A 25,701-nucleotide genomic window follows, 5' to 3' on the forward strand; every position below is an offset into this window, starting at 1 on the left:
GGGGGAATTTACATGACGATTCCATTAATTATCGGTGGAGTTTTACTCGCAATTTTAATTCTACTCATTTTAGTATTTATTACGAAGTATCGTACGGTTGGTCCGGATGAAGCGTTAATTGTTACAGGGAACTGGCTTGGTGGAGGAAAGAATGTAGTTACCACTGATGATGGAAAGAAGATTAAGATTATTCGTGGGGGCGGTACTTTTGTAGTTCCAATTATGCAAAGAGCAGAGCCTTTAAGCTTATTAAACTATAAATTAGAAGTTGGTACACGTGATACGTATACGAAACAAGGTGTACCGATCACAGTAAACGGTGTTTCTATTATTAAAGTGGGATCAACAATTGAAGAAGTTTCCACGGCAGCTGAACAATATTTAGGAAAAGAAACAGAAGAGTTAAAAATAGAAGCAAAAGAAGTTTTAGAAGGGCATCTCCGTGCTATCTTATCTTCTATGACAGTAGAAGATGCGTATAGTAATAGAGAGCAATTTGCTCAAAAGGTACATGAAGTAGCTTCTACAGATTTAAAGAAGATGGGACTTCGCATTGTTTCCTTCACAATTAAAGAAATAATGGATAAAAACGGATACTTAGATGCGCTTGGTCAGCCACAAATTGCGACAGTTAAGCGTGATGCAACAATTGCGAACGCAGAGCGTGAAAAAGAGGCACGTATTGAAAAAGCACGTGCAGAAAAAGAAGCAAAAGAAGCAGAATATCAACGTGATGCACAGATCGCTGAAGCTGAAAAACATAAAGAATTAAAAGTACAGTCCTATAAGAGGGAACAAGAGCAAGCACGTGCAGATGCGGATCTTTCTTACGAATTACAACAAGCGAAAGCACAACAAGGTGTTACAGAAGAGCAAATGCGCGTTAAAATCATTGAGCGTGAGAAACAAATTGAATTAGAAGAAAAAGAGATTGCGCGTCGTGAAAAGCAATATGATGCAGAAGTTAAGAAAAAAGCCGATGCAGATCGCTATGCTGTTGAGCAATCAGCGGAAGCAGAAAAAGTAAAACAAATTAAAAAAGCCGATGCGGATCAATATAAGATTGAAGCAGAAGCGAGAGCACGTGCAGAAGAAGTACGTGTAGAAGGTTTAGCGAAGGCGGAAATTGAAAAAGCACAAGGTCAAGCGAAAGCGGAAGTACAAAAAGCACAAGGTACAGCAGAGGCAGATGTTATTAGATTAAAAGGTTTAGCAGAAGCAGAAGCAAAACAAAAAATCGCAGAAGCATTTGAATTATATGGTCAAGCGGCAATTATGGATATGGTTCTTAAAATGCTTCCAAGTTATGCGAAGGAACTTGCAAGTCCGCTTAGTAATATTGATAAAATCACAGTTGTCGATACAGGCGGCGGTGGTAAAAATAGCGGGGCCGGAAAAGTTGCGGGTTATGCGACTGATTTAATGGCAACGATGCAAGAAACGTTAAAAGCTTCTTCTGGCATTGACTTAAAAGAGCTATTAGAAGGATTTGCAGGAAAAGGAGCGGTACAACAATTATCAAGCGATAAACCTGTTGTATCTGTAGTAGAAGATGAGAAAAAAGAAGTAGATAAAGAATAGTAAGGTGGAAAGAACCTCTAGTAAGTGAAATACTAGAGGTTCTCCTATGAATTATAATATTTCGAATAATATACATTTTTATACATTGTTTTAATTATTTAATTTATATAGAATGAAAAAGATATGTATCAATTCTTTAGATGTATAAAAAGATAGAGAGTCTCATTGATACATTTAAATCGTATTATTTTTATAGAAAGATTAAATGTTAATTAATTACATTTAAAACGGTATGGAGGGGTAGAAGTATGTTTCAAGGGAAATTAAGGAGTAGTAGTTTAAAAACAAAGTTACTTGTATCATTTATTATTATTTTAATTCTTCCAAGTATTGTAATTGGTTGGACGTCTTATCAACAGGCGAAGACGAATTTTAATGAAACAATTTTAAACTCGGCGAAAGATAATATAAAAATTTTGGATAATGTAATTAATAAGGAATTGGATAGTAAAAAAATAGATGCAACTTATTTTACGAAATTATTTACACAATCAAGTTACCAAGCAGATCAAATTCAAAACATACAAAATAAACTAGAAGAATACAATAAACTGCATCCAGAAATGGAAGCAATCTATACAGGATCTAGTAATGGACAGTTCATTCAATCACCAGCTATTCAGATGCCAGATGGATATAATCCTACAGAAAGAGATTGGTATAAAGAGGCAGTGAAGAAAAGCGGAGAAGTAATTGTAACTGCTCCATATAAGTCAAAAACGACAGGAAATATTGTTATTACACTAGCAAAACAAAACGAGGATAAAAGTGGAGTTCTTGGGATTGACTTAATCATTAATGATATCGTTACTACTTCCAAGATGGTTAATATCGGTAAGGAAGGATATGTAGCGATATTTGATCAAGATAAAAATGTAGTAGCGCACCCGAAAATGAAGCCAGGAGAGAAATTAGAAGAGAAACTTAGTAAAGAATTGTATAAACAGGAAGCTGGGGATTTTCATTATTCATTAGATGGTGAAGATCGCAATATCACTTTTAAAACGAATAAGAAAACTGGATGGAAAATAGCAGGAATTATGCCTTCCAAAGAAATTATCGAAGCGGCTGAACCTATTTTCTATAAAACAATAACTGTTCTTGGAATTTCACTAATAATCGGTGGGATTGTAATTTACTTCATAATTGCGTCTATTATTAAACCGTTAAAACAACTTGTCATATCATCGAAGAAGATTAGTGAAGGTGATTTAACAGAATCAATTACAGTTCATTCTAAAGATGAAATTGGACAGCTAGGAGAAAGTTTTAACGAGATGGCTGCATCGTTACAAAGTGTCATTTCCAATATAAACACTTCAGCAAGTCATGTAGCGGCATCTTCAGAAGAATTAACAGCTAGTATGAAGCAGACAAGCGAAGCAACGGAACAAATTACACAGGCTATAGAGCAAGTATCAAGTGGTGCAGAAATACAAACGAAAGAAGTTGAAGAAGGAGCAACATTGTTAGAAGAAGTTACAGAAGGAATTCAGCGTGTTGCAGATAGTTCTTCATTAGTATCTACAGCCTCTATGTATACGAAGAAAAAAGCTGAAAATGGTGGGAAGTTAGTTGAACAAACTGTGAATCAAATGCAATTAATTCATGAGTCTGTTTCACAATCAGACAAAATCATTGGTTTGTTAGACGATAAGTCGAAACAAATTGGAGCAATCCTTGAAGTAATTCAACATATTGCAGAACAGACAAATTTATTAGCGTTAAATGCGGCAATTGAGGCTGCGAGAGCTGGAGAACAAGGAAGAGGATTTGCAATTGTAGCAGATGAAGTGCGAAAGCTAGCAGAACAATCAGGACAGTCTTCTACGGAAATTGGGAAACTAGTGAAAGAGATTCAATTTGATATAAAAGAAACAGTAAGCTCTATGAATCAAGTTGGAGCAGAAGTACAATCAGGACTTGTAGTTGCAAATGAAACGAAGCAAAGCTTTGTCGAAATATTGAAGTCTACAAATGATACAGTTGTACAAATTGATAGCATGGTAGATGTAGCAAAACAAATGACGGTAGATGCAAAACAAGTAAGTGCATCTATTAATGAAATTGCAGCTACGATTGAAGAAAATGCCGCAAGTGTTCAAAATATTGCTGGTTCCTCTGAGGAACAATTAGCTTCAGTAGATGAAATAAATGCAGCAGCAGTCCATTTATCACAAATGGCAGAAGAATTACAAGAAATGATTGGTAAGTTTAAAATATAATAATAATAATAAACTGTTAAGAAACGAAGTAGTACTTATGCTTCGTTTCTTTTTTTATGAAGATAAAAAAGAAAGAAATATATAGTAACCGTGTTATGATAATAAAAAACTGTATTTTCTTTAAATTCTATCTTTAATCATGTTAGGGGAATGGTTTTGAAATTTAAAAAATTAAAACTCCAACCGAGAATTACATTAACTATTAGTACACTTATTTTAGTGGTACTTCTGCTAACGAGTTATTTATTTTATTACATATTATCTGAAACGGTAGAAGAGCAAATTGGGAAACGGGCTTTGCATGTTGCGAAAACAGTTGCCGCGATACCAGAAATTCAGGAAGCTTTTCAAAAAGAAAATCCAGCTTCTATTATTCAGCCAATCGCAGAAAAAATTCGAATGGATACAGAGGCTGACTTCATTGTAGTTGGAAACAAAGAGGGGATTCGTTATGCGCATCCTGAGCGAGATAAAATAGGAGAAAAAATGGTTGGCGGAGATAATAAAGGCGTTTTACTAGAAGGAAAATCATATGTTTCGAAAGCAACTGGATCATTAGGCCCTTCATTACGCGGAAAAGTTCCAATCCGTAATCAGGAAAATGAAATCATTGGTGTGGTGTCTGTTGGATTTTCAATGGCTGATATTCATGGAGCGGTAGAAGTGTATGGAAAGCGTGTATTTTGGATTACAATAATAGGGCTATTAATTGGAGTAATCGGCTCTATATATTTAGCGGCAAGTATAAAAAGAATGATGTTCGGGATGGAACCAGAAGAAATTTCATCTTTATATGAAGAGCATAGTACAGTGATTCAATCTGTACGTGAAGGGATTATTGTAATCGATAAAAATGGCATGATTAGTTTAGTCAATCAAGCAGCTTATGATATTCTTTCGCTAGATAAACAACAAAATATTATTGGAGAATTTATTTTAAATGTAATTCCTAATTCAACGATACTAGATGTACTTCAAACTGGTGAAGAACAGTTTGATCGCCAATTAAATATAAAAGGACAGGCTGTTATTGCGAACCGTCTACCTATTAAAGTAAAGAATAAAGTAACTGGCGTTGTATCGAGCTTACGTTTGAAATCTGAAATGGATCAGTTAACAGCAGAATTATCTCAGACGAAGCAATATACAGAGGCATTACGAGCGCAAGCGCACGAATATAACAATTTATTGTATACGCTTTCAGGTCTTATTCAATTAGAATCATACGAAGATGCTTTAGAGCTTATTCATAAGGAAACAGCGGTATATCAAGATTTTGTTCAATTTATTATGAAGCGGATTCAAAATCCATGGTTAGGTGGAATTTTAATTGGATTTTATAATAGAGCACGAGAGTTGAAGATTGATTTTATGCTAGATAGAGAAAGTGGTTTAGAAAAATTAAGTCCACATATTGAGAGTAATTATGTCGTTTCTATTTTAGGAAATTTAATTACGAATGCATTTGAAGCAATTGAAAAAAATGAAGAGAATGATAAGAAAGTAAGGATGTTTGTAACTGATATTGGAGAAGAAATATTAATTGAAGTGGAAGATTCAGGGCAAGGGATTCATGATGAAATAATTATTAGCATATTCTATAAAGGCTTTTCGACGAAAGAAGGAGGAGAGCGAGGATATGGATTAGCAAAAGTGAAAGAGTTAGTAGAAGATTTAAATGGAAGTATTGCAATTGAAAAAGGGGATTTAGGTGGTGCGTTATTTATTATTGCACTACCGAAAGAGAGAGGCGAATAGTAATGGGTGAGGAGATTGAAGTATTAATTGTAGAAGATGATATTCGGATTGCTGACATTTATCGTCGTTTTACTGAGAAAATTGAGGGATTTAAAGTAATTGGAACGGCAACGACTGGAGAACAAGCGAAAGAATGGCTAGAGCTTGTGAAGCCACAGCTTGTTTTATTAGATGTGTACTTACCTGATATGCAAGGAACGGAACTTGTCACATATATTAGGCATCATTTGCACGATACAGATATTATTATGATTACAGCGGCATCGGAAACAGATGTAGTGAGGCACGCCCTGCGGGGCGGAGTAACAGATTATATCGTAAAGCCACTAATGTTTGACCGATTTAAAGCAAGTCTGGAAGGCTATCAAAAAAAGATTATACAGTTAAAGAAAAATAATCAATTATCTACGGAGCAAATTGAATATTTATGGTCTCAAAGAGGCGTGAAGGGAGATCAAATAGAATATGCCCCGAAAGGGATAGATCCTTTAACTTTAGCGAAAATAAAAAAGCATATGTTAACAGTTAATGAAGAAGGGATTACAGCAGAGGTGCTAAGTTCAATGGTAGGCGTAAGCCGATCAACTGCAAGGCGTTATTTAGAGTATTTGATATCTGGGAAGAAAGTCCACGCAGAGCTAATATATGGAAGTGTTGGGAGACCCGAGAGACGTTATTTTCTTGTTTCTTCATAATAAAAAACAGTAGAGGATTTTATTCCTTCTACTGTTTTTTTTGCATCTTATATTGGAATAATCCCAATTACAATTCCGGTAATTAACATAACCATTGTCGTTCCAACGGCCCACAATAAAGTGAAGCGTTGATGTTCACCGAAATCAACTTTTGCCATTCCGACCAATAAATAAGTGGAAGCGACAAGAGGACTTAATAAGTGAACGGGTTGCCCAAGTAAGGAAGCACGTCCCATTTCAGCTGCACTAATTCCGTAAGTAGCAGCAGCTTTCGTCAAAATAGGTAATACCCCGAAGTAAAATGCATCATTAGACATGAAAAATGTGAATGGCATACTGAGAAGTGCTGTAATAATTGGCAATTGTGGTCCAAGTGCATCTGGTATAAGAGTTACTACACTGTTAGCCATTGCATCTACCATTTTTGTTCCAGATAAAATACCAGTGAAAATACCGGCAGCAAATACGAGAGAAACAACTGCTAATACATTCCCAGCATGAGAAGCAATACGTTCTTTCTGTTGCTCTAAGTTTGGATAGTTAATCATAACAGCGATAGCAAAAGCGACTGTAAATAAAACAGGTAATGGCATAACTTCTAGTATGAGACAGACAAGTAATGCAGCGGTTAATAAAAAGTTAATCCATAGAAGTTTAGGGCGTTTATGCACTGCTGCTTCGACAGTTGCAGCTTGCTCATCCATTGTTTGCATTTGTTTTAAATACTGTACATCCATAATTCCTAAACGTTTTCTTTCTTTTTTTCCAAGATAGTAGGCAACGAAAACAACCCAAATTGCACCAGCAATCATTCCTGGAATAAGAGGTGTAAATAATTCGGAAGCCTCAAGTCCAAGTGCGCTCATAACACGAGCTGTGGGTCCACCCCAAGGTGTAAGATTTGTTACCCCCGCCCCTAACATAACAACTCCAGCTAATATGAGGGGGTTCATTCCAAGGCGCTTATATAGTGGATACATTGCGGAAACTGTAATCATGTATGTTGTTGTACCATCACCATCTAGAGAAACGATAATAGTCAATATAGCCGTTCCGACAACGATTTTTAAAGGATCTCCTTTTACAAATTTTAAAATCTTACTAATGACAGGATCAAATAAACCGCTATCAATCATAATCCCAAAATATAAAATAGCGAACATAAGCATAATACCAGTAGGTGCTAATTTTTGAATCCCCTCTAACATCATAGGCCCCATATTGGCATAGAATCCGCCAATTACTGCAAAAACACTCGGAATTAATATTAAGGCTACTAGTGCTGACATACGTTTCGTCATAATTAAAAACATAAAGACAAATACCATCGCAAATCCAAGTAGTGCTAACATGTAATTTCCCCCTCAAAAGAATGATTGCGCTTTCAAAATAGAATAAAAATTCAGAAAAAAGGTTTTTTATTTATAATAAAAGCATCTATTCAAATGGTAAATAATTTGAAAAATAACATCATTAGAAGCATAATTTTTATTTTGTTCATTTTGTTCACGGTAGTTAATTTGAATTTTTAAAAAGTAAGCCACTCCTCGTAAGAATGGTAGAATAAGATGAAAATAGTGAAGTGTGAAATAGGGAGTAGATGTTATATGAAAACGAGAATAGAAGAGATTTATAGCTCTTATGAAGGAAAAGTAGAGGAGATTTTTATTAATGAATCTTCTTACGTATATGAATGGGAAAAATTACTGATGATCCGAAAAAATGACGGTGAGCTAAAAAAAATTGCAGTCGGGATTAGTGGAAATATAAGATTGGTAAATGTAGAAGTTGGACAGGAAATTAGTGCGGATACATTATTAGTTAAATTAGAAGATGATTTATTAATTACAGGTTGTGAGTGATGAGAGATGTGTAGAAATAACTACACATCTTTTTTTGTTTCCTATATTACAAAAAGCACATTGTTTTTTCACAAATCTCACACAACCTTTTGGTATTCTTTTCGTGGAGTATACGGTTTCTAGGGAGGAATATTGATGAAAGTAAAATATGTCGTACTTGCTATATGTTTATGTTTCGTATTTACAGTAGTCGGGTGTGGGAAAAAGGAAACAGCAGCTGTTGCCATTGATGAGAAACATGATAAATGTGATATTTGCCAAATTGGGGTAACAGATAATCAATTTGCAACAGAAATTATTTTAGAAAATGGAAAAGCGTTAAAGTTTGATGATATCGGTTGTATGTATAAATGGATGGAGATCAACTCAGATGAAAAGACGAAAGAGAAATTTGTCCGAGATTATGATTCGAAAGATTGGATTTCGTTAGAAGACGCTACTTACGTATATGATAAAACAATAACGACACCGATGGCTTATAATGTCATTTCATTTAAAAATAAAAAAGATGCAGAGAGCTTTGTATCTAACTATAAGGGGAAAGTTCTTTCGTATAAAGAGCTAGCAGAGCATAAATGGGAAATGAATAAAGAGATGATGGGGAAACCGAAAGCAGGAAATCATGGTGGACATCATTAATAGAAAAAGACAACTATGTAGTTGTCTTTTTCTATTATTACTCAGGTGCAAATATAGAAAAGGTGTAAAATTTTTAGCAGAACGGTTACAATGGAATATAGTAACCTAAAGCAATCATTTATGTACTTTTTAGAAATGTATACAAATGCGGTAAAAACGTGCTAAACTAATTGCTTCATAATGTTAATGATGGGGCCATCAGGCGTATCATTTCAATAGGTTGAGAAACATAGTATAAGCTTAAGATAATCCGATTAAAGAAGGAATCTAAAGGGCTTATGGATAAATGTACTCAAGAAGAGTTATTGTATGTGATGGAGGAATGGTTAAGAAAACATTATCTTTCATAGGAGCTGTAGTTGTGAGAAAACAAAAAATTTTATTATGTATTTTATTAGGACTTTTAATGACGGTAGTGGCTTGCGATAAGCAAGAAGAACCAGAATCGAAACCGGTTCATGTGAAAAATGAAAAGAAAAAAGAGAAGCATAAAGAACAGGAAGAATCTAAAGAAGAGAAAAGTATAAATTTAATGGACAAACAGTTGTTACTTTCAGCTACTCTTGGAGACACAGAGACAGCTATGAAGTTGATTCAGGATGGAGCGAATATAAACGTAGAAGGTGACAACGGAGAAACGCCTGTCCTTGCAGCGACGTACCAAAATCATGTAGAGACAGTTAAAGCATTAATTGGTGCAGGTGCTAATATTGAAATTAAAGATGAGAAAAAAAGTAATCCACTTCTTTATGCAAGTAGAGAAGGATATACGGATATTGTAAAAGTATTAATTAATGCAGGAGTTAATACGAAAGAAACGACTAGGTCAGGTGGGACAGCACTTATTTCTGCATCTGAACGTGGCCATGTAGAGGTTGTTAAAGAATTATTAGAGCATACAGATATTGATGTGAATTATAAAAATGAACGTGGTGGAACAGCGCTATTAGAAGCAATTGTATTAGGAAATGGTAGTGAAAACCATAAGAAAGTAATTCAATTGCTTATTGATCACGGTGCAGATGTAAACATGGCTAACAAGGAACATCTGACGCCACTGCAATACGCTGAAAAAAGAGGTTTTAAAGATATTGTAAATATGTTGAGGTTAGCTGGAGCGAATGAAGTAGTACAGCCACAACAACCAGTAGAGTAAAAAACGAAAAATAATCCCATTTGGATAGACAGAATGAAGAAATCAGTTAGTATGATGGATTCAGTAATGTGTATTTAAATGGGATTTTTATTTTGAACATGAAAAATAGATTATGAATGGATGGTAAATGGAGTAAATAAGGAGGATAAAAATGAGGCTCTCAAAACTTGATTTAATAGTAATTCAGGCAGAGGTTTTATTTGTTCATAATCAAGTAGGAAAAATGAAATATGTAAATGAACAAGGAAATCCGAAAGCACCACGTTTTTTTCTTGGCAGAACTCGTGAAGGGAGTATAACGAGATATCATTGTAATGTGGATGATGAAACGGTAAGTAAGATTGAGAAGTTAATTCGAGAACCTTCAAAGCATATAGAGATAGCAAAGATTATTAATATATTAAATGAAGAAAGAACAGTGGAAAATATTTGGATGGGTCCTGCTTTCATGTTTCATAGTAATTTACATAAGCCGACTAGAACAATACAAATAACTGAGAAGAATAGAGAGCTTTTGCGAGAAAATTTTCCTAATCTAATAGAACAGATGGAATGGAGGAAACCTTATTTTGCAATTGTAAAAAATGAAAAGGTAGTTTCTGTTTGTTGCAGTGCCAGAAGTACGCCCGTAGCTGCTGAGGCAAGTGTGGAAACTTTAGCGGAATTTCAAGGGAATGGATATGGTACTGATGTTGTTACAGCCTGGGCCTTATCAATACAAGAGGAAAAGCGCATTCCACTTTATAGTACTGCTTGGGATAACTTTGCTTCGCAAGCAGTGGCAAGCAAACTAAAACTTATTAACTATGGAATTAATTTACATATTGATTGAATTTTAAGTATTGTTTCGTTCTATTTGTTTGTATTTAAATATATAGATTAATGTAAATGGTGATATGGTGAATATTAACATTCGGTTAACACCTAATTAACAATCTATCAAAACTGACTTAATAAATGCGTAATATAGTAAAGGTAACAAAATAACTAGGGTAGAGAACATTTGAGAACACCCACTTACATATAATGTGCCACTTTCTTAGGTGTGCTCTATTCCCTAGAGTTCAAATAAGGAGAAAGGCGTTCTATGTAAGTAGGTGTTTTTAGTTTGGATAAAAATAGAACAGTTAGGTGGAATGAATGTTTAAAGAACCTTATATTGCGATGATAAAGGATTGGAAAGGATACAAAGCATACAAAAAATTGCCGAAAACAGTTTTTCTTATGACTGGTTCAATGCTGGAATTACCAGAGCGTGTATATGAATTGCAGAAACATGGACATGATGTATTTCTTCATTGTGATTTTATACAAGGTTTAAATACGAATACAGAGGAAGCGCTTTTGTATATTCAAGATGTTATCGGGGCACAAGGTATTATTTCAACAAAGGGTTCGACAATTCGAAATGCTAATAAAATTGGATTGAAAACAATTCAACGTATTTTTATTGTAGATACTTTATCTCTTACTAAATCAATTGAAAATTGTAAAACGACTAGACCAAATGCAGTAGAGATTATGCCGGGGATTATGCCTTCTATAATTAAACAGCTAGTAGAGGAAATAGAGTTTCCTATTATTGCAGGCGGGTTGATTCAAACGCGAGAAGATGCGGAAATTGCAATTCGTGCAGGAGCAAGTGCGATTTCAACAAGTCATTATGAAGTATGGATACATGAAGAAAAAAGGAGTGCAACTTTGTGATTGAATTGAAAAATGTTTCAAAGGTATATAAAAATGCAGAAGAGACAGCGGTTAAAGGCGTATCGGTTCATATTAAGAAGGGCGAATTTTTTGTTTTAGTTGGACCTTCGGGATGCGGGAAAAGCACATTATTACGAATGATCGCTGGCTTAGAAGAGATTTCTTCGGGAGATTTAATTATTAATGAACGTGTTGCAAATGATCTAGAGCCGAAAGACCGTAATCTATCAATGGTATTTCAAAATTATGCATTATATCCACACTTATCTGTAGAAGAAAATATTTTATTTGGACTTAAGGTAAGAAAAGTACAAAAAGAAGAGCGACAAAAGCGACTAATGGAAGCTATTGAAATGGTAGGACTGAAAGAGTATGTGAAAATGAAACCAGGTCAATTATCAGGCGGACAAAGACAGCGTGTTGCGCTTGCTAGGGCGATCGTGAGTCAAGCACCAATCTGTTTAATGGATGAACCACTTTCGAATTTAGATGCGAAATTACGTGCGCAAATGAGAATTGAAATTAGAGAAATTCAGCAGCGATTAGGAATTACGATGATTTACGTTACCCACGATCAAATAGAAGCGATGACTATGGGAGATCGTATCATGGTTTTAAATAAAGGAAGTATACAGCAAGTTGGAACACCACTTGACATATATAACGAACCAGCAAACGAATTTGTTGCAAGCTTTATAGGTTCTCCTTCTATGAATATAAATGATGGAGAAGTGGATAAAGAAAAAGGTGTATTACATATAGGGAAATTGCAAATTCCATTATCTATTGGACAGTTAAAGCAATTACCAGAAGGAATAATTCGTATAGGCATGCGTCCTGAGCATATTGCATTGTCTGAGGAAGGACAAGAAGTGACGCTGCAATCTGTAGAAGTATTAGGGAATGAATCTATATTAAACTTTGCGGTAAATGGAACAACTTGGAGTGCGAAAGTCATCGGACAGTTACTCTTGAACAAAGGTGACAAAGTAAAATTATTATTCTCACAAGAAAAGTTATGCTTCTTTAACGAAAACACGAATGAACGCTTAAAAGTGGTAGCTGAAGAAGAGTTGAAAGTGGTGGCGAAATAATGATCGAAGTAAGTAAGTTACCAGTTCAAACAAAGGTGTCAAAAAAGAAAAAAATATGGGGGAGAACGAAAGATTTAAGAATAGGATTATTGTTTTTGGCGCCATCTATTTTGCTATTTTCGATTTTTCTGTTCTATCCATTGTTTAGGACGATTTATTATAGTTTTTATTTAACCGATATACATGGAGAAGCTAATCTTTTCGTTGGCTTAGAAAATTATCAATATTTATTCTCTGATCCAGCCTTCTACAAAAGTATAAAATCAACTTTATTATTTGTTTTATATACAGTTCCTACGAGTATTATATCTGCTTTGTTTCTTGCATTGATTGCAAATGGAAAGGTAAGAGGTATTGGGTTATTCCGAGTTCTGTTTTCTTCGACGATGGGAATATCAGTAGCTGCTAGTGCAGTGATTTGGCTATTTTTATTTCATCCAAGTGTAGGATTATTTAATAATATATTAGCCTCTATGAACCTTCCTGCAATCGCATGGTTAACGAGTCCGGACTGGGCACTATTCTCTGTATCAGTTACAACAGTTTGGGTGAATACAGGTTTTGCATTTTTAGTTATATTAGGTGGTTTACAAAATATTGATACGTCTTTATATGAGAGTGCATCTATAGATGGTGCTAGTTATTTATATAAGCTTCGCCGTGTTACATTACCGATGTTATCACCAACTTTATTCTTTATTGTAACAGTAACATTAATTAGTGCGTTCCAAAGCTTTGGACAAATTGATATTTTAACGCACGGTGGACCAAATGATGCAACGAATTTAATTGTGTACTCGATTTACAAAGAGGCGTTTGTGAATCATCAATTTGGAACAGCAAGCGCACAAGCGATGTTATTATTTGTTTTCATTTTCATTGCTACATTACTTCAATTTAAGTTTGCTGAGAGAAAGGTGCATTATAAATGATTGTTAAACAGTGGAAGCAAAATTTCCTATTATACATGCTGCTCATAATTAGTGCAGTAATGGTATTTTTTCCTGTACTGTATGCGTTTTTAATAAGCTTTATGACACCAGACGATATTCAAATGAGAAGGTTATTTCCAACTCAATTTACTTTTGATAATTTCATTAATATTTTTCAAAAAGTACCACTTTTTACATACTTATATAACAGTTTAATTGTATCGACAGTCGTTATGATTGGACAACTTATCGTATCAAGCTTAGCGGCGTATGCTTTTGTTTTTCTTCAATTTAAAGGGAGAAACTTAATTTTCTTCCTGTTTATTTCAACGATGCTTATTCCGTGGGAAGCAACGATGGTACCTAACTTTTTAACGATTCAAAACTTTGGCTGGATCAATAGTTTCGCTGGGATGACAGTGCCGTTTTTTGCAACAGCTTTCGGTATTTTCTTACTACGTCAACATTTTATGACACTTCCGAATGAATTGAAAGAAGCTGCTTTTATTGAAGGAATTGGAAATGTAAGGTTTTTATTCAGCGTTGTAATTCCGTATTGTAAAACGAGTTTTATTACGCTTGGAGTATATAGCTTTTTAACAACATGGAATATGTATTTATGGCCACTTTTAGTGACCACTGATGAAAAAGTAAGAACAGTGCAAATTGGTGTGAAGCAGCTTCAGTCACAAGAAGTTGCAACTGATTGGGGAAGCGTAATGGCCGGTGTTACGGTTATCGTTATTCCAACATTGATTTTACTATTTTTAGGACAAAAACAATTACAACAAGGATTAACAAAAGGTGCAATTAAATAACTAAGAGAAGGTGAGCTTAAAATGAGTTTAGTAAAAAAAGGTGCTGCTCTATTAATGGCAGCAACAATGGCATTATCTAGTGCCGCTTGTTCAAATAGTAAAACAGAGGGAAAACCTGAAGCGCAGGCAAAAGTAGCACCAGTTGAAAAAAATGGTGATAAAACTGTAATTCGCTTCTGGCATGCGATGGGTGGAAAAACACAAGGGGTACTAGATGGTCTTGTTGCAGACTATAATAAGTCACAAAATAAATACGAGATAAAGGCAGAGTTCCAAGGAACATATGAAGAGTCTTTAACAAAATTTAGAACGATGTCTGCAACGAAAGAAGCGCCAGCGCTTGTTCAATCGAGTGAAATTACAACGAAATATATGATTGATAGCAAAAAAATCACACCAATTGATAGCTGGATAAAAAAAGATAAGTACGATACGTCAAAATTAGAAAAAGCAATTACAAATTATTATTCAGTTGATGGAAAAATGTATTCTATGCCATTTAATTCATCTACACCAGTATTAATTTATAATAAAGATGCTTTTGCAAAGGCGGGCTTAGATCCAGAGAAAGCTCCGAAAACATATGCGGAATTACAAGAAGCGGCGAAAAAGTTAACGATTAAAGAAGGCGGAAATGTAAAACAATATGGATTCTCCATGCTTAACTACGGTTGGTTCTTTGAAGAATTGTTAGCGACACAAGGTGCTTTATATGTAGATAACGAAAACGGCCGTAAAGATGCTGCAAAGAAGGCGGTATTTAACGGTAAAGAAGGACAGAAAGTATTTGGAATGTTAGATGATTTAAATAAAGCTGGCGCACTGGGAAAGTATGGAGCAAGTTGGGATGATATTCGTGCTGCGTTCCAGTCTGGACAAGTTGCTATGTATTTAGATTCTTCAGCAGGTGTTCGTGATTTAATTGATGCATCTAAGTTTAATGTAGGTGTTTCATATATTCCATATCCAGAGGATTCGAAACAAAATGGTGTTGTCATTGGAGGCGCATCATTATGGATGACGAATATGGTTTCAGAAGAAACGCAACAAGGTGCTTGGGACTTTATGAAATATTTAACGAAGCCAGACGTACAAGCAAAATGGCATACGGCAACAGGTTATTTCTCAATTAATCCAGATGCATATAATGAGCCATTAGTAAAAGAGCAATATGAAAAATATCCACAGTTAAAAGTAACAGTAGATCAACTGCAAGCGACAAAGCAATCTCCAGCAACACAAGGGGCTTTAATTAGTGTATTCTCAGAATCACGAGATGCAGTTGTAAAAGCATTAGAAGCAATGTATGACGGGAAGAATAGTAAAGAAGCGTTAGATGAAGCTGCCAAAGCAACAGATAGAGCAATTAGCATTTCAGCTCGTACGAGTCAAAAATAAGAGAAAGCCGTATCCTTAAAAGGGATACGGCTTTCTCTATAGGGAGATAAGGGATCAAAGAAGTGATGAAGTCTTATCTCTTTTATATGAGTAAAGGGTCTAGAGTGAATGTTGTCCTTTTCATTATTTATTTAACTCCATTGCGACTTGTTTACCATTTACGAAAACCTCTACTACCGCTACTATAACTTCCATTACTTTTTTCATCTCTCATCTCTCCTTGTTTTTGTTTCATTTCTTACTCTCAGTATAAGGAAATACAGTAATTACAACTATCGAATTGGATGACAAGAGACTTACATTGTTGTAAGGATAATAGTTTAGTTTGTAATAAAGTGAAACTGTAATCAGTGGGGGGGGGTTACTGCTCGTTAATGCGGGATAAATTTGATTCAAGATTAAGATTCGGAATTTTCCGTTGTTTTGAACTATAATTAGAAAGAGGGGGGATAATATGAAAAGAATTCTTGTTATTAGTGATATTCATGGAGAGATAGAAAAGTTCGAACAGTTATTGGAAGAAGCTCAATATGATGCGAAACAGGATCAATTGATCTTACTGGGAGATTATGTAGATCGTGGTCCAAATGCGCGTGCTGTAATTGAAAAGGTAAGAGAATTGAAAGAAGAGGGAGCACTCATTTTAAAAGGAAATCATGAAGATATGATGATTAAGGCGTTAACGACAAATGAGGAACGTTCATGGAACCATTGGGTAAAAAGAAATGGTGGAGATAAGACATTATATAGCTATGGATTTGTAGAAGAGGATATTGCGGTTAATGAGAAAGACTTCCAAAAACCGATGTTACAATCTCGTGTATTAGAGGAACATATAAAGTTTATTCAAGAATTAGATCATTATATTGAAACAGAAGAGTATATATTTGTACATGCTGGGGTTGAACCGATGAAACGAATTTCTGAATCTGAACCATATACGTTAATGTGGATCCGTAATGAATTTCATAATGGATATAGTGGTGAAAAGGTTGTTGTATTTGGGCATACGGAAACAAAAATGCTTCATGGTAGTGAGGATTGCGGAGTGTATTTTGGTAGTAATCGTATTATTGGAATTGATGGCGGGGCTGTGTATGGCGGTCAGCTAAATTGTTTGGAGTTGCCGAGTAAAAAGGTATATGTAATAAAAAATTGAAAGAGATAAGAGGAATCTTATTTCTTTCAATTTTTTATTAAGGTAAATTTAAGACAAAGCTTTTATAATAAAACTTCAAAATTTTATATAAAGCAAAACTTCAGAAGAAAATAGTTGAAAATGAAATTACGTAATGTAACTACATTCTTTTGCTATGAAGAGAAGAAATGTAATAATAAATAGAAGTGAACTATATGATGGAAGGTGAGAGCATGCGCTTACTTGTAGTAGAAGATAATGCCTCGTTATTAGAGTCTATCGTACAAATTTTGCGTGATGAATTTGAAGTAGATACGGCAATAAATGGAGAAGATGGATTGTTTTTAGCGCTTCAAAATATATATGATGCAATTTTGCTGGATGTGATGATGCCAGGGATGGACGGATTTGAAGTAATTCAAAAAATACGTGATGAAAAGATTGAAACACCAGTCCTGTTTTTGACAGCGAGAGATTCTTTAGAAGATCGGGTGAAGGGATTGGATTTTGGTGGAGATGACTATATCGTTAAGCCATTTCAGGCCCCTGAATTAAAAGCGAGAATTCGCGCTTTACTACGCAGAAGTGGTAGTTTAACAACGCAGCAAACGATTCGCTATAAAGGGATTGAATTGTTCGGAAAAGATAAAGATGTTCAAGTAGATGGACAAAGTATTAAGTTGACATTGAAACAATATGAGCTACTAGAGTATCTTATTCAAAATAGCGAGAAGATTTTAATGCGTGAACAAATTTTTGATCGTGTTTGGGGATTTGATTCAGATACGACAGTAGCGATTGTGGAAGTGTATGTGCATCATTTGCGTAAAAAATTAGAGCCATTCGGTTATCAGAAAGATATTCAAACCGTTCGAGGTATTGGATATATATTAAAAGAACAATGAAAAAGGGAAGTATGTTTCAAAAGACACGCATTCGTTTGACTATAGTGAATTCATTAGTATTTATCCTATTAATAGGTATATTAGGTAGTATTATTTATTCGTACACATATAAGCGTATTTATAATGAAGTGGATCAATCTATAAAAATGCTGGCTCAGTATAGAGAAAAATTAGATGTTAAAATACCACCAAGAAAACGCATGGAGAATATCCAAATTGGAGATCCGCGAATAGTTAGAATAACTTGGAATGGAAAAACAGTGAAAATAGAGGGAGATAACCGTAAACTTTGTTCTATTTTTGAAGAGAATTTGGAGAAGTTTTCTCCAAAAAAATTAGAGGATTTACAAGATATTAAAGTACAAGAACGATATTTTAGATCATTTTCGCTTCAAAAAGATGGAGAAATAGTTCAAATCGTGCGAGATATAACAGCGGAAGAAAGAATGTTAAATACTTTATTTTTAATCCTCGTTATAGGTTGCAGCATAGGAAGCCTCTGTGCGATAGGTATCGGTTTTTTCCTAGCTGGTAGAGCACTCGTACCTATTCAAAATTCATGGGAGAAACAGCAGCAATTCGTTTCTGATGCATCACATGAACTAAGGACACCACTTGCAGTTATTCAATCAAAAACGGATGTTTTATTCCAGTCACCATCGGCTACGATAGAAGAAAAAGCGATGGATATTTCTACAATTTCAAAAGAATGTAGGCGGTTATCGAAACTCGTTAGTAATTTATTATTGCTAGCACGTTCTGATTCTAATCAAATTGAGATGGATAAGAAAACATTTGAACTTGATAAATTGTTAGAAGAAATAGTAGCTCCATATAAAGAGATTGCTTCTTATCAAGAAAAAGAAATGATGCTAAAAGTAGAACGTGGTGTATCTTTTATGGGGGATAGAGAGCGGATTCATCAAATGATGGTCATACTGTTAGATAATGCGATGAAGTATACAAACGAAGGTGGGCATATTCAAATCGATTGCACGCAAACGAGTAGTTCAATTCGTATACAGGTGAAAGATGACGGGATAGGAGTGAAAGAAGAAGATATTCCGAAATTATTTGATCGTTTTTATCAAGGGGATAAAGCAAGAAGTACGTCAGAAGGAGCTGGATTAGGTCTTTCAATTGCAAATTGGATTGTAGAAAAGCATTATGGAAAAATATCAGTAGAGAGCAAATGGGGAGATGGAACTTGCTTTGAAGTGATTTTCCCTAAAAATCAAAAAATATAAGTAAGAAGACGATCTTGTTTTTACAAGGTCGTCTTTTTTTAAGGGAAAGTTAAGAAACTATTTATATTATGTATGGCATAAAGAAAGTTCGTTACATGAAGAAGAGACTAGGTGTATGTGAGTGGATTTTATCAATCATAATGTTATTTTAAGCAGCGATGAGATGTATGTATAGTATTAAAAAAACTAGGGGAATGATGGGAAAGAAAGTATAAGAGGGAGGAATTGATTTTGAAAAAGAAAATGATGACGGTATTCATTATTGGAGTAATGAGTTTCAGTATCTTAGAGGGTGCCTCTCCTTCCGAAACACAAAAAGGAAAGACAGATTACACGCAGCGCAGTAAAGAACAATTGAACAATGGAAAGATACATGCAGTGCATACAGAAGAAAAAGCAGAGAAATTAGGTATTGAAACGGAAGGAAAAGAACAAATTACACTAGAAAAAGAAATTCATGAAACAGAAGTAGGAAGGGAAGCAGAGCAGTTAGGTATTTCGATTGAAGGAAAAGATGTTGGGACGCTGTCAGAAGAAATCTATGAAACAAAAGTAAAGCAAGAAGCGTTAAAGCTAGGTATATCTACAGAGAATACATCAATTGTCGATTTAATTACTCAAATTAATGCGATTAAAATTAAAGATGAAGCAGATAAATTAGGTATTTCGACAGATGAAAAAGAAATTGAAGATATTGCGGAAGAAATCTATGGAACGAAAGTACGGGAAGAAGCAGGGAAGTTAGGCATCTCTCAAAAAGGAAAAGAAATTGAAGAGTTAGCACAAGAAGTGTACGAACAAAAAGTACAGGAAGAAGCGAAAAAATATCATATTGATTTGTACGGTAAATATTTATATCAAGTATTAAGAGAAATTAATGAACAAAAGGTGCTACAAATGGCAGATGAGCTCAATATGAATAAAATGAATATGAATATTCAAGAGTTAGCGGAAAAGATAAAAAAAGATCAGCCTGAAAAAGGAAAAGAACTAAATTTTGTACCGATGATACGAACGGATGCTGACGCATTTTATTCTTATTTAACGAATTAATAAGGGCGTGAAAGCGATAAGAAAATTGAAGTGGTATATATGTACAGCTTTACTAGGTGCAGCAATATGGAGTGTATATACAAATGGAATTCCAAAGTATGTAGAGAAGTTAACACTCTCAAATATACAAAGAGGAAAAGAAACGGAGTTTAGTAATAACGATGAAAAAGTCATCTTATCAAATGTTCCATTAATTCAGCAGTTACCAGAATTGGATAGAGGCTGTGAAGTGACAAGCTTAGCGATGATGTTACAATACGCTGGTGTTTCAGTGGATAAGATGACATTAGCAAATGAAATAAAAAAAGTTGATTTTATAGACGATGGTGTGCGCGGGAATCCAAATGAAGGATTTGTAGGTAATATTTATACATTCTCTGAATCAGGATACGGTGTATATCATGGGCCACTTTTTCAGTTAGCGGAAAAATATTTACCTAATAAAGCTGTAGACTTAACAGGGAAGAATATAGAAGAAATTTATAAGAGTGTAAAAGCAGGGAAACCTGTAGTCATGATCACGAATGCAACATTTGCACCATTAGATGAAGATGAATTTACTACATGGGAAACAAATAGTGGAGATGTTTCTATTACGTATAATGAACATTGTGTTGTACTTATTGGATATGATCAGGAATCTGTATATATTCGAGATCCACTTGAGGATAGCTTAGATGTAAAAGTACCGAGAGAAACCTTTGAACAGGCATGGGTACAAATGGGAAGTCAGGCAATTAGTTATGTAAAGAGCGCCAAATAAATTAGGACGAAGAGTTTTAGTAATATGACTATAAGGCGAAGGGTAAAGATTTGAGGATTATAAGAGAAGTTTTGTAGAGTAGAAGCTGTTAAGAAATGAGAGAACTTTAGTATATATAATGCTAAAGTTCTCTTATTTTTATGATTAAAATACGTATAAGGAGTGAATATGCAAAAATGCATAATTGACGAAAAATTTACATGTTATCATTATATATTGTTTTATACATGTTAATTGTATAAAATGACACAAGTATCCACATTACATAAAGGAGGCTTATTATGCAAAAAATATTTAACTGGGTTAAATGTATGAGTATCAATAAAAAATTAATCATTTCATTTTTTATTATTTTAACTATACCAGGAATTATTATCGGTGGTGTTTCATATCAAACTGCCAAAACAAATTTTGAACATCAAATGACAGATAAAGCAAAGGAGAATATTTCGATTTTAAATACTGTTATTTCTCAAAATATAGAAGAGAAATTTGTTGATGCGACGTACTTTGCAGACATCTTAACAGAGGATACATATCCAAATGGACAAGAAGAAATAGTAAGAACGAAGTTAGCACAATATATAAAGCTTCATCCAGAAGTAGAAGGTATTTATATTGGAACAGAGACGGGAAAGTTTATAAGAGAACCATTTATTCAAATGGCTGATGGGTATAATCCAACAGATAGATCTTGGTATAAAGAAGCACATGAAAATAAAGGGAAAGTAATTGTTACTGCGCCATATCAGTCAGCATCTACAAAAAATATGGTAGTGACGATTGCGAAAGAAGTAAAAGATGGTAAAGGTGTTATAGGAATTAATTTAAACTTAGATAACATCTTAAAAATTTCCAAAATGATTAACATTGGTGAAAAAGGTTATGCAGTTATTTTAGATCAAAATAAGCAAATTGTTAGTCATCCATCTAGAAAACCAGGTGCAAAAGTTACTGATCCTTGGATTAAACCAATTTATGAAGATAAACAAGGAAATGTGTCTTATACAGAACAAGATGATAAAAAGAATTTAATCTTTGCAACAAATGAGAAAACGGGCTGGAAAGTAGTTGGCGTTATGTTCGATGAAGAAATTACCCAAGCTGCCAGTCCAGTGTTTTATAAGACTTTGATTGTCATTGCTATTGCTATTGCATTTGGTAGTGTATTAATTTATTTCATTACAAAGTCTATTACAAGGCCATTACGAAAAATAGCTGAATCGGCATATAAAATTAGTAAGGGAGATTTAACAGAGAAAATTACAATCCATTCCAAGGATGACATAGGAAAATTAGGGAATTCATTTAATGAAATGTCTACGTCTTTACAAGATGTTATTACCCAAATTAGCTTTTCAGCAGAACATGTTGCAGCATCGGCAGAAGAGTTAACAGCAAGCGTACAGCAAGCAAATGATGCGACAGACCAAATTACAATTGCAATGGAACAAGTATCAGGTGGGGCCGAATCACAAAGTCAAGGTGTTGAAGAAGGTGCGGCTACATTGCAACAAGTAAATACAGCAATTCAAGATGTAACTGGAAGCGCAGAGTCAATTTCTATTTCCTCATTACATGCGCGAGAAAGAGCTGAAGAGGGAGAAGATTTAGTTGAACAAACCGCAAAACAAATGCAGTCTATTTCTAGATCGGTATCCGAGTCAGATGCTATTATTAAACTTCTTGATGAGAAATCAAAGCAGGTAGGAGCTATTTCTGAAGCAATTCAAAATATCGCTACTCAAACAAACTTGTTAGCTTTGAATGCGGCTATTGAAGCAGCAAGAGCAGGTGAACAGGGACGAGGATTTGCTATTGTAGCAGATGAGGTTAGAAAATTAGCAGAGCAATCAGGAGAGTCATCTGGAGAGATTGCAAATTTAATCGCAGAAATTAAGGCGGATATTGAACATACTGTTAAGGCAATGGATAATGTGAATGGAGAAGTTCAACAAGGCCTTGATGTTGTAACAAAAACGAAAGTAAGTTTTACGGAAATTTTAAGTTCTACTACACATATTGTTTCTCAAGTTAATCAAATGGTAGAAACAACGAAGAGAATTGCTGGAGATGCAAATGAAGTGACAAATGCTATTGATGAAATTGCAGCTGCTGCAGAAGAAAATACAGCTAGTATGCAAAGTGTTGCAGCTTCAACAGAAGAACAGGTTAATTCCATGGAAGAAATTAGTTCAGCTTCGCAAAACTTAGCTGAGATGGCCGAAGAACTACAAGCGATGACTAGTAAATTTAAAGTATAATAATAGCAGATAAGTAAGGTGAAAATAATATCACCTTACTTATTTTTCTATTCAGCAATTAGGGGAGTCATTAACGGGATGAACAAAAGAAAAAGACTATGGAATTTGTGGAAAACGATTACATTGTTAGTTTGTACAGTTGTAATTTTTTCTTTACTTGTGACAGATATATTAATTAGTCATAATGTAGAACGGACGACGGAGGATAGCCAAGCAGAGAAAGCAAAAACAATTGCACACATTGTGGCGAATGATTCGATTGTAATCGATGGCTTGGTTGGAAAAGCAGATACCTCTGCAATCCAAACGTATACAAATAGGATATTAAAAAACACAGGTGTTCAATTTATTGTAGTTATGGACATGGATGGAATAAGAAAATCTCATCCAGATCCTCAAAAAATAGGTCATCATTTTATTGGCGGGGATGAAGGGCCTGTATTGAAAGGAAAAGAACATGTATCGTTAGCAGAAGGAACTTTAGGTATTTCCATGCGAGTGTTTGTACCAATATTTTCTGAAACAGGTGAACAACTTGGAGCAGTGGCTGTTGGTATTTCAGCAGATAATGTAAAAGAGAGAGTTAAGGAAAGTAGACATATCATTTATATTGGTGTCGGAGTTGGTGTATTAGTCGGAATTATAGGAGCAATATTGCTAGCTAGACATATAAAGAAAAGCTTATTCGGTCTTGAGCCGCACAGGATAGCAAAAATTCTTGAAGAAAGAAATACGATGCTACAATCTGTAAAGGAAGGTATTATTGCTGTAGATAGAGAGGCTAGAGTAACGTTAATTAATAATGAAGCGAAACGTCTATTTAAAAAAAGCGGACTTGAAGAAGATTTTATCGGTAAAGATGTTGAGTTGTATATGCCAAATTCACGTATAAAAGAAGTATTGCAAACGGGAGAAGTACAATTAAACGAAGAACAAAATATTTACGGAATTACGATTGTGACGAATCGAGTTCCTTTATATGTAAAAGGAGAAATAGTTGGTGCAATTGCAACATTTCGTGATAAAACAGAGATTAGAAAACTAGCAGAGGAACTAACTGGTATTAGACTATATGCAGAAGCATTACGGGCACAATCTCATGAGTTTATGAATAAGATGCATGTCGTATTAGGGCTTACACATATGAAACAGTATGAAGAATTACAGAAGTATATAAGCGGCATGGTATCAGAGCATCAATATGAAATTGGTGGAGTTATGAAAAGAATAAAAAGTCCAGTATTTGCTGGTTTTTTACTCGGTAAGCTCAGCTATGCTAGAGAGAAAAATATAAAATTAATTATAAGTGAAGATTCTTATATGCCGGAAATAGATGATGAAAGTATTATCCATGAACTTATTACGATTGTTGGAAATTTAATTGATAATGCATTAGAGGCAGTTACGAATTGTGAACAGAAACAAGTTGAAGTTAAGATACAACACGGGGATATATTAATTATTACAGTGCAAGATACGGGAAAAGGTATACAAGAAAAAGAAATAGAGGAATTATTTACGAAAGGTTATTCCACAAAGGGAGATAACCGCGGTTATGGTTTGTATCTTGTAAAAGAAAGTATACAGCGAATAAATGGGGAAATTCATATGCATTCATTAGTAGGAAAGGGAACAACGATAACAATTGAAATACCTAAAGGTAGGGATGAGAGGCAAATATGATTAAAGTTTTAATTGTAGAAGATGACCCGATGGTAGCGATGTTAAATACGCATTATTTAGAGCAAGTAGGAGGGTTTGAACTTGTTCAAGCAGTTAACTCGGTAAAGTCGGCGATAGAAATATTAGAGAAATCACGAGTAGATTTAGTATTACTTGATATTTTTATGCCTGAAGAGACTGGTTTTGAGCTTTTAATGTATATTCGGAATCAAGAAAAAGAAATCGATATTATAATGATTTCAGCTGTACATGATATGGGAAGTATTAAAAAAGCATTACAATATGGTGTAGTAGATTATTTAATTAAACCATTTACATTTGAACGATTTAAAGAGGCATTAACTATATATCGAGAAAAACTTACTTTCATGAAAGAACAACAAAAAATTAGTCAATCGGAATTAGATTCGTTAATTTTACAAAAAGAAAAAAGGGAGCCTACTGTTACGAAAGAGCTTCCGAAAGGGTTAACGAAGCAAACGTTGCAATTAATTTGGCAGAAGATCGAGTCGCTGAATGGAAGAGTGTTTACAACAGATGAAATGGCACAATTAGTTGGAATTTCAAGAGTTTCTATTCGAAAATATGTAATATTTTTGACTGACATTGGGGTGTTAGAAAACGAAATGATGTACCAACATGTGGGAAGACCTGTAAGTAAATTAAGATGTGTTGATCAAAAGAAAATAGAGTTTTACGTATAAGCGACTTAATATAAGTCGCTTATACTTTTTTTAATTACAAAATCAATTACAAAACTTACAAAAACTATTTTTACTATTG

General features: G+C 34.4%; 22 protein-coding genes and 2 pseudogenes. 23 read left to right on the forward strand and 1 reads right to left on the reverse strand.

Annotation, left to right across the window (positions count from 1 at the left end; genetic code table 11):
- The first annotated feature begins 12 nt into the window (after positions 1–12).
- The 5 genes and pseudogenes from MRP26_RS24270 (at position 13) to MRP26_RS24285 (ending at position 6,259) form a co-directional block, all read left to right on the forward strand.
- Complete coding sequence (locus MRP26_RS24270) at positions 13–1,581, forward strand: flotillin family protein (protein WP_000154998.1); 1,569 nt, start codon at positions 13–15, stop codon at positions 1,579–1,581.
- Positions 1,582–1,829: 248 nt separating this feature from the next.
- A pseudogene (locus tag MRP26_RS31125) lies at positions 1,830–2,864 on the forward strand (HAMP domain-containing protein); the annotation flags it as partial.
- An 81-nt stretch (positions 2,865–2,945) separates the two neighbouring features.
- Positions 2,946–3,806 carry a methyl-accepting chemotaxis protein gene (locus tag MRP26_RS31130; RefSeq protein ID WP_369812832.1) on the forward strand — a complete coding sequence of 287 codons (861 nt, stop codon included), beginning with the start codon at positions 2,946–2,948 and terminating at the stop codon, positions 3,804–3,806.
- 150 nt (positions 3,807–3,956) lie between these two features.
- Positions 3,957–5,564, forward strand: coding sequence for an ATP-binding protein (locus MRP26_RS24280; RefSeq protein ID WP_242807023.1), 1,608 nt, complete (start codon positions 3,957–3,959; stop codon positions 5,562–5,564).
- A 2-nt stretch (positions 5,565–5,566) separates the two neighbouring features.
- The gene (locus MRP26_RS24285; protein WP_242807025.1) at positions 5,567–6,259 is read left to right on the forward strand and encodes a response regulator; all 693 of its coding nucleotides are present in this window, start codon (positions 5,567–5,569) and stop codon (positions 6,257–6,259) included.
- A gap of 47 nt (positions 6,260–6,306) precedes the next feature.
- On the opposite strand, the gene MRP26_RS24290 is transcribed toward MRP26_RS24285, so the two are convergent.
- The gene (locus MRP26_RS24290; protein ID WP_197241424.1) at positions 6,307–7,611 is read right to left on the reverse strand and encodes a CitMHS family transporter; all 1,305 of its coding nucleotides are present in this window, start codon (positions 7,609–7,611) and stop codon (positions 6,307–6,309) included.
- A gap of 255 nt (positions 7,612–7,866) precedes the next feature.
- Between MRP26_RS24290 and MRP26_RS24295 the strand changes: the two genes are divergently transcribed.
- From MRP26_RS24295 to MRP26_RS24375, 18 genes and pseudogenes are all read left to right on the forward strand, one after another.
- Complete coding sequence (locus tag MRP26_RS24295) at positions 7,867–8,121, forward strand: hypothetical protein (protein ID WP_000857376.1); 255 nt, start codon at positions 7,867–7,869, stop codon at positions 8,119–8,121.
- A gap of 135 nt (positions 8,122–8,256) precedes the next feature.
- Positions 8,257–8,760, forward strand: coding sequence for a nitrous oxide reductase accessory protein NosL (locus MRP26_RS24300; RefSeq protein ID WP_000865665.1), 504 nt, complete (start codon positions 8,257–8,259; stop codon positions 8,758–8,760).
- Positions 8,761–9,046: 286 nt separating this feature from the next.
- Entirely contained in the window at positions 9,047–9,916 is an 870-nt protein-coding gene (locus tag MRP26_RS24305) for an ankyrin repeat domain-containing protein (RefSeq protein ID WP_000287335.1), read from the forward strand.
- 151 nt (positions 9,917–10,067) lie between these two features.
- Entirely contained in the window at positions 10,068–10,748 is a 681-nt protein-coding gene (locus tag MRP26_RS24310) for a GNAT family N-acetyltransferase (RefSeq protein WP_242807027.1), read from the forward strand.
- A 308-nt stretch (positions 10,749–11,056) separates the two neighbouring features.
- A complete protein-coding gene (locus MRP26_RS24315) occupies positions 11,057–11,623 on the forward strand; it encodes a glycerol-3-phosphate responsive antiterminator (protein ID WP_064531964.1) in 567 nt (188 codons plus the stop codon).
- On the forward strand, positions 11,620–12,717 hold the full coding sequence (locus tag MRP26_RS24320) for an ABC transporter ATP-binding protein (protein WP_000571382.1): 1,098 nt from the start codon (positions 11,620–11,622) through the stop codon (positions 12,715–12,717). Before MRP26_RS24315 ends, MRP26_RS24320 begins: the two co-directional genes overlap by 4 nt.
- On the forward strand, positions 12,717–13,649 hold the full coding sequence (locus tag MRP26_RS24325; RefSeq protein WP_197241425.1) for a carbohydrate ABC transporter permease: 933 nt from the start codon (positions 12,717–12,719) through the stop codon (positions 13,647–13,649). The genes MRP26_RS24320 and MRP26_RS24325 overlap by 1 nt, the downstream gene beginning before the upstream one ends.
- Positions 13,646–14,467 (forward strand): carbohydrate ABC transporter permease, encoded by an 822-nt coding sequence (locus MRP26_RS24330; RefSeq protein ID WP_000635948.1) that lies wholly within the window; start codon positions 13,646–13,648, stop codon positions 14,465–14,467. The genes MRP26_RS24325 and MRP26_RS24330 overlap by 4 nt, the downstream gene beginning before the upstream one ends.
- A gap of 21 nt (positions 14,468–14,488) precedes the next feature.
- Positions 14,489–15,865, forward strand: a complete 1,377-nt coding sequence (locus MRP26_RS24335; protein ID WP_197241426.1) for an ABC transporter substrate-binding protein — start codon at positions 14,489–14,491, stop codon at positions 15,863–15,865.
- A 454-nt stretch (positions 15,866–16,319) separates the two neighbouring features.
- Positions 16,320–17,024 carry a metallophosphoesterase family protein gene (locus MRP26_RS24340; protein WP_053565287.1) on the forward strand — a complete coding sequence of 235 codons (705 nt, stop codon included), beginning with the start codon at positions 16,320–16,322 and terminating at the stop codon, positions 17,022–17,024.
- A 212-nt stretch (positions 17,025–17,236) separates the two neighbouring features.
- Complete coding sequence (locus tag MRP26_RS24345) at positions 17,237–17,908, forward strand: response regulator transcription factor (protein WP_053565530.1); 672 nt, start codon at positions 17,237–17,239, stop codon at positions 17,906–17,908.
- Positions 17,905–19,155 (forward strand): sensor histidine kinase, encoded by a 1,251-nt coding sequence (locus MRP26_RS24350; RefSeq protein ID WP_082188062.1) that lies wholly within the window; start codon positions 17,905–17,907, stop codon positions 19,153–19,155. The genes MRP26_RS24345 and MRP26_RS24350 overlap by 4 nt, the downstream gene beginning before the upstream one ends.
- Positions 19,156–19,386: 231 nt before the next feature.
- Positions 19,387–20,208, forward strand: a complete 822-nt coding sequence (locus MRP26_RS24355) for a hypothetical protein (RefSeq protein ID WP_053565286.1) — start codon at positions 19,387–19,389, stop codon at positions 20,206–20,208.
- Between the two features lie 7 nt (positions 20,209–20,215).
- The gene (locus MRP26_RS24360; RefSeq protein ID WP_053565285.1) at positions 20,216–20,971 is read left to right on the forward strand and encodes a C39 family peptidase; all 756 of its coding nucleotides are present in this window, start codon (positions 20,216–20,218) and stop codon (positions 20,969–20,971) included.
- Between the two features lie 422 nt (positions 20,972–21,393).
- A pseudogene (locus tag MRP26_RS31135) lies at positions 21,394–22,296 on the forward strand (HAMP domain-containing protein); the annotation flags it as partial.
- 120 nt (positions 22,297–22,416) lie between these two features.
- Positions 22,417–23,235: a methyl-accepting chemotaxis protein gene (locus tag MRP26_RS31140; protein ID WP_432804035.1), complete on the forward strand. Its 819-nt coding sequence runs from the start codon at positions 22,417–22,419 to the stop codon at positions 23,233–23,235.
- Positions 23,236–23,313: 78 nt separating this feature from the next.
- On the forward strand, positions 23,314–24,918 hold the full coding sequence (locus MRP26_RS24370; protein ID WP_197241427.1) for a sensor histidine kinase: 1,605 nt from the start codon (positions 23,314–23,316) through the stop codon (positions 24,916–24,918).
- Positions 24,915–25,622 carry a response regulator gene (locus MRP26_RS24375; protein ID WP_053565282.1) on the forward strand — a complete coding sequence of 236 codons (708 nt, stop codon included), beginning with the start codon at positions 24,915–24,917 and terminating at the stop codon, positions 25,620–25,622. Before MRP26_RS24370 ends, MRP26_RS24375 begins: the two co-directional genes overlap by 4 nt.
- The last annotated feature ends 79 nt before the right edge of the window (positions 25,623–25,701 follow it).

Source organism: Bacillus sp. CCB-MMP212 (assembly GCF_022748145.1).
GTDB lineage: Bacteria > Bacillota > Bacilli > Bacillales > Bacillaceae_G > Bacillus_A > Bacillus_A cereus.

Coding starts and splice junctions, on each gene's coding strand:
- MRP26_RS24285 (WP_242807025.1), top strand. CDS start 5,567: ATGGGTGAGGAGATTGAAGTATTAATTGTAGAAGATGATATTCGGATT.
- MRP26_RS24305 (WP_000287335.1), top strand. CDS start 9,047: ATGTACTCAAGAAGAGTTATTGTATGTGATGGAGGAATGGTTAAGAAA.
- MRP26_RS24340 (WP_053565287.1), top strand. CDS start 16,320: ATGAAAAGAATTCTTGTTATTAGTGATATTCATGGAGAGATAGAAAAG.
- MRP26_RS24280 (WP_242807023.1), top strand. CDS start 3,957: ATGGTTTTGAAATTTAAAAAATTAAAACTCCAACCGAGAATTACATTA.
- MRP26_RS24375 (WP_053565282.1), top strand. CDS start 24,915: ATGATTAAAGTTTTAATTGTAGAAGATGACCCGATGGTAGCGATGTTA.
- MRP26_RS24315 (WP_064531964.1), top strand. CDS start 11,057: ATGTTTAAAGAACCTTATATTGCGATGATAAAGGATTGGAAAGGATAC.
- MRP26_RS24370 (WP_197241427.1), top strand. CDS start 23,314: ATGAACAAAAGAAAAAGACTATGGAATTTGTGGAAAACGATTACATTG.
- MRP26_RS24345 (WP_053565530.1), top strand. CDS start 17,237: ATGCGCTTACTTGTAGTAGAAGATAATGCCTCGTTATTAGAGTCTATC.
- MRP26_RS24270 (WP_000154998.1), top strand. CDS start 13: ATGACGATTCCATTAATTATCGGTGGAGTTTTACTCGCAATTTTAATT.
- MRP26_RS24300 (WP_000865665.1), top strand. CDS start 8,257: ATGAAAGTAAAATATGTCGTACTTGCTATATGTTTATGTTTCGTATTT.
- MRP26_RS24310 (WP_242807027.1), top strand. CDS start 10,068: ATGAGGCTCTCAAAACTTGATTTAATAGTAATTCAGGCAGAGGTTTTA.
- MRP26_RS24325 (WP_197241425.1), top strand. CDS start 12,717: ATGATCGAAGTAAGTAAGTTACCAGTTCAAACAAAGGTGTCAAAAAAG.
- MRP26_RS24350 (WP_082188062.1), top strand. CDS start 17,905: ATGAAAAAGGGAAGTATGTTTCAAAAGACACGCATTCGTTTGACTATA.
- MRP26_RS24295 (WP_000857376.1), top strand. CDS start 7,867: ATGAAAACGAGAATAGAAGAGATTTATAGCTCTTATGAAGGAAAAGTA.
- MRP26_RS24290 (WP_197241424.1), bottom strand. CDS start 7,611: ATGTTAGCACTACTTGGATTTGCGATGGTATTTGTCTTTATGTTTTTA.
- MRP26_RS24330 (WP_000635948.1), top strand. CDS start 13,646: ATGATTGTTAAACAGTGGAAGCAAAATTTCCTATTATACATGCTGCTC.
- MRP26_RS31140 (WP_432804035.1), top strand. CDS start 22,417: ATGGAACAAGTATCAGGTGGGGCCGAATCACAAAGTCAAGGTGTTGAA.
- MRP26_RS24335 (WP_197241426.1), top strand. CDS start 14,489: ATGAGTTTAGTAAAAAAAGGTGCTGCTCTATTAATGGCAGCAACAATG.
- MRP26_RS31130 (WP_369812832.1), top strand. CDS start 2,946: ATGAAGCAGACAAGCGAAGCAACGGAACAAATTACACAGGCTATAGAG.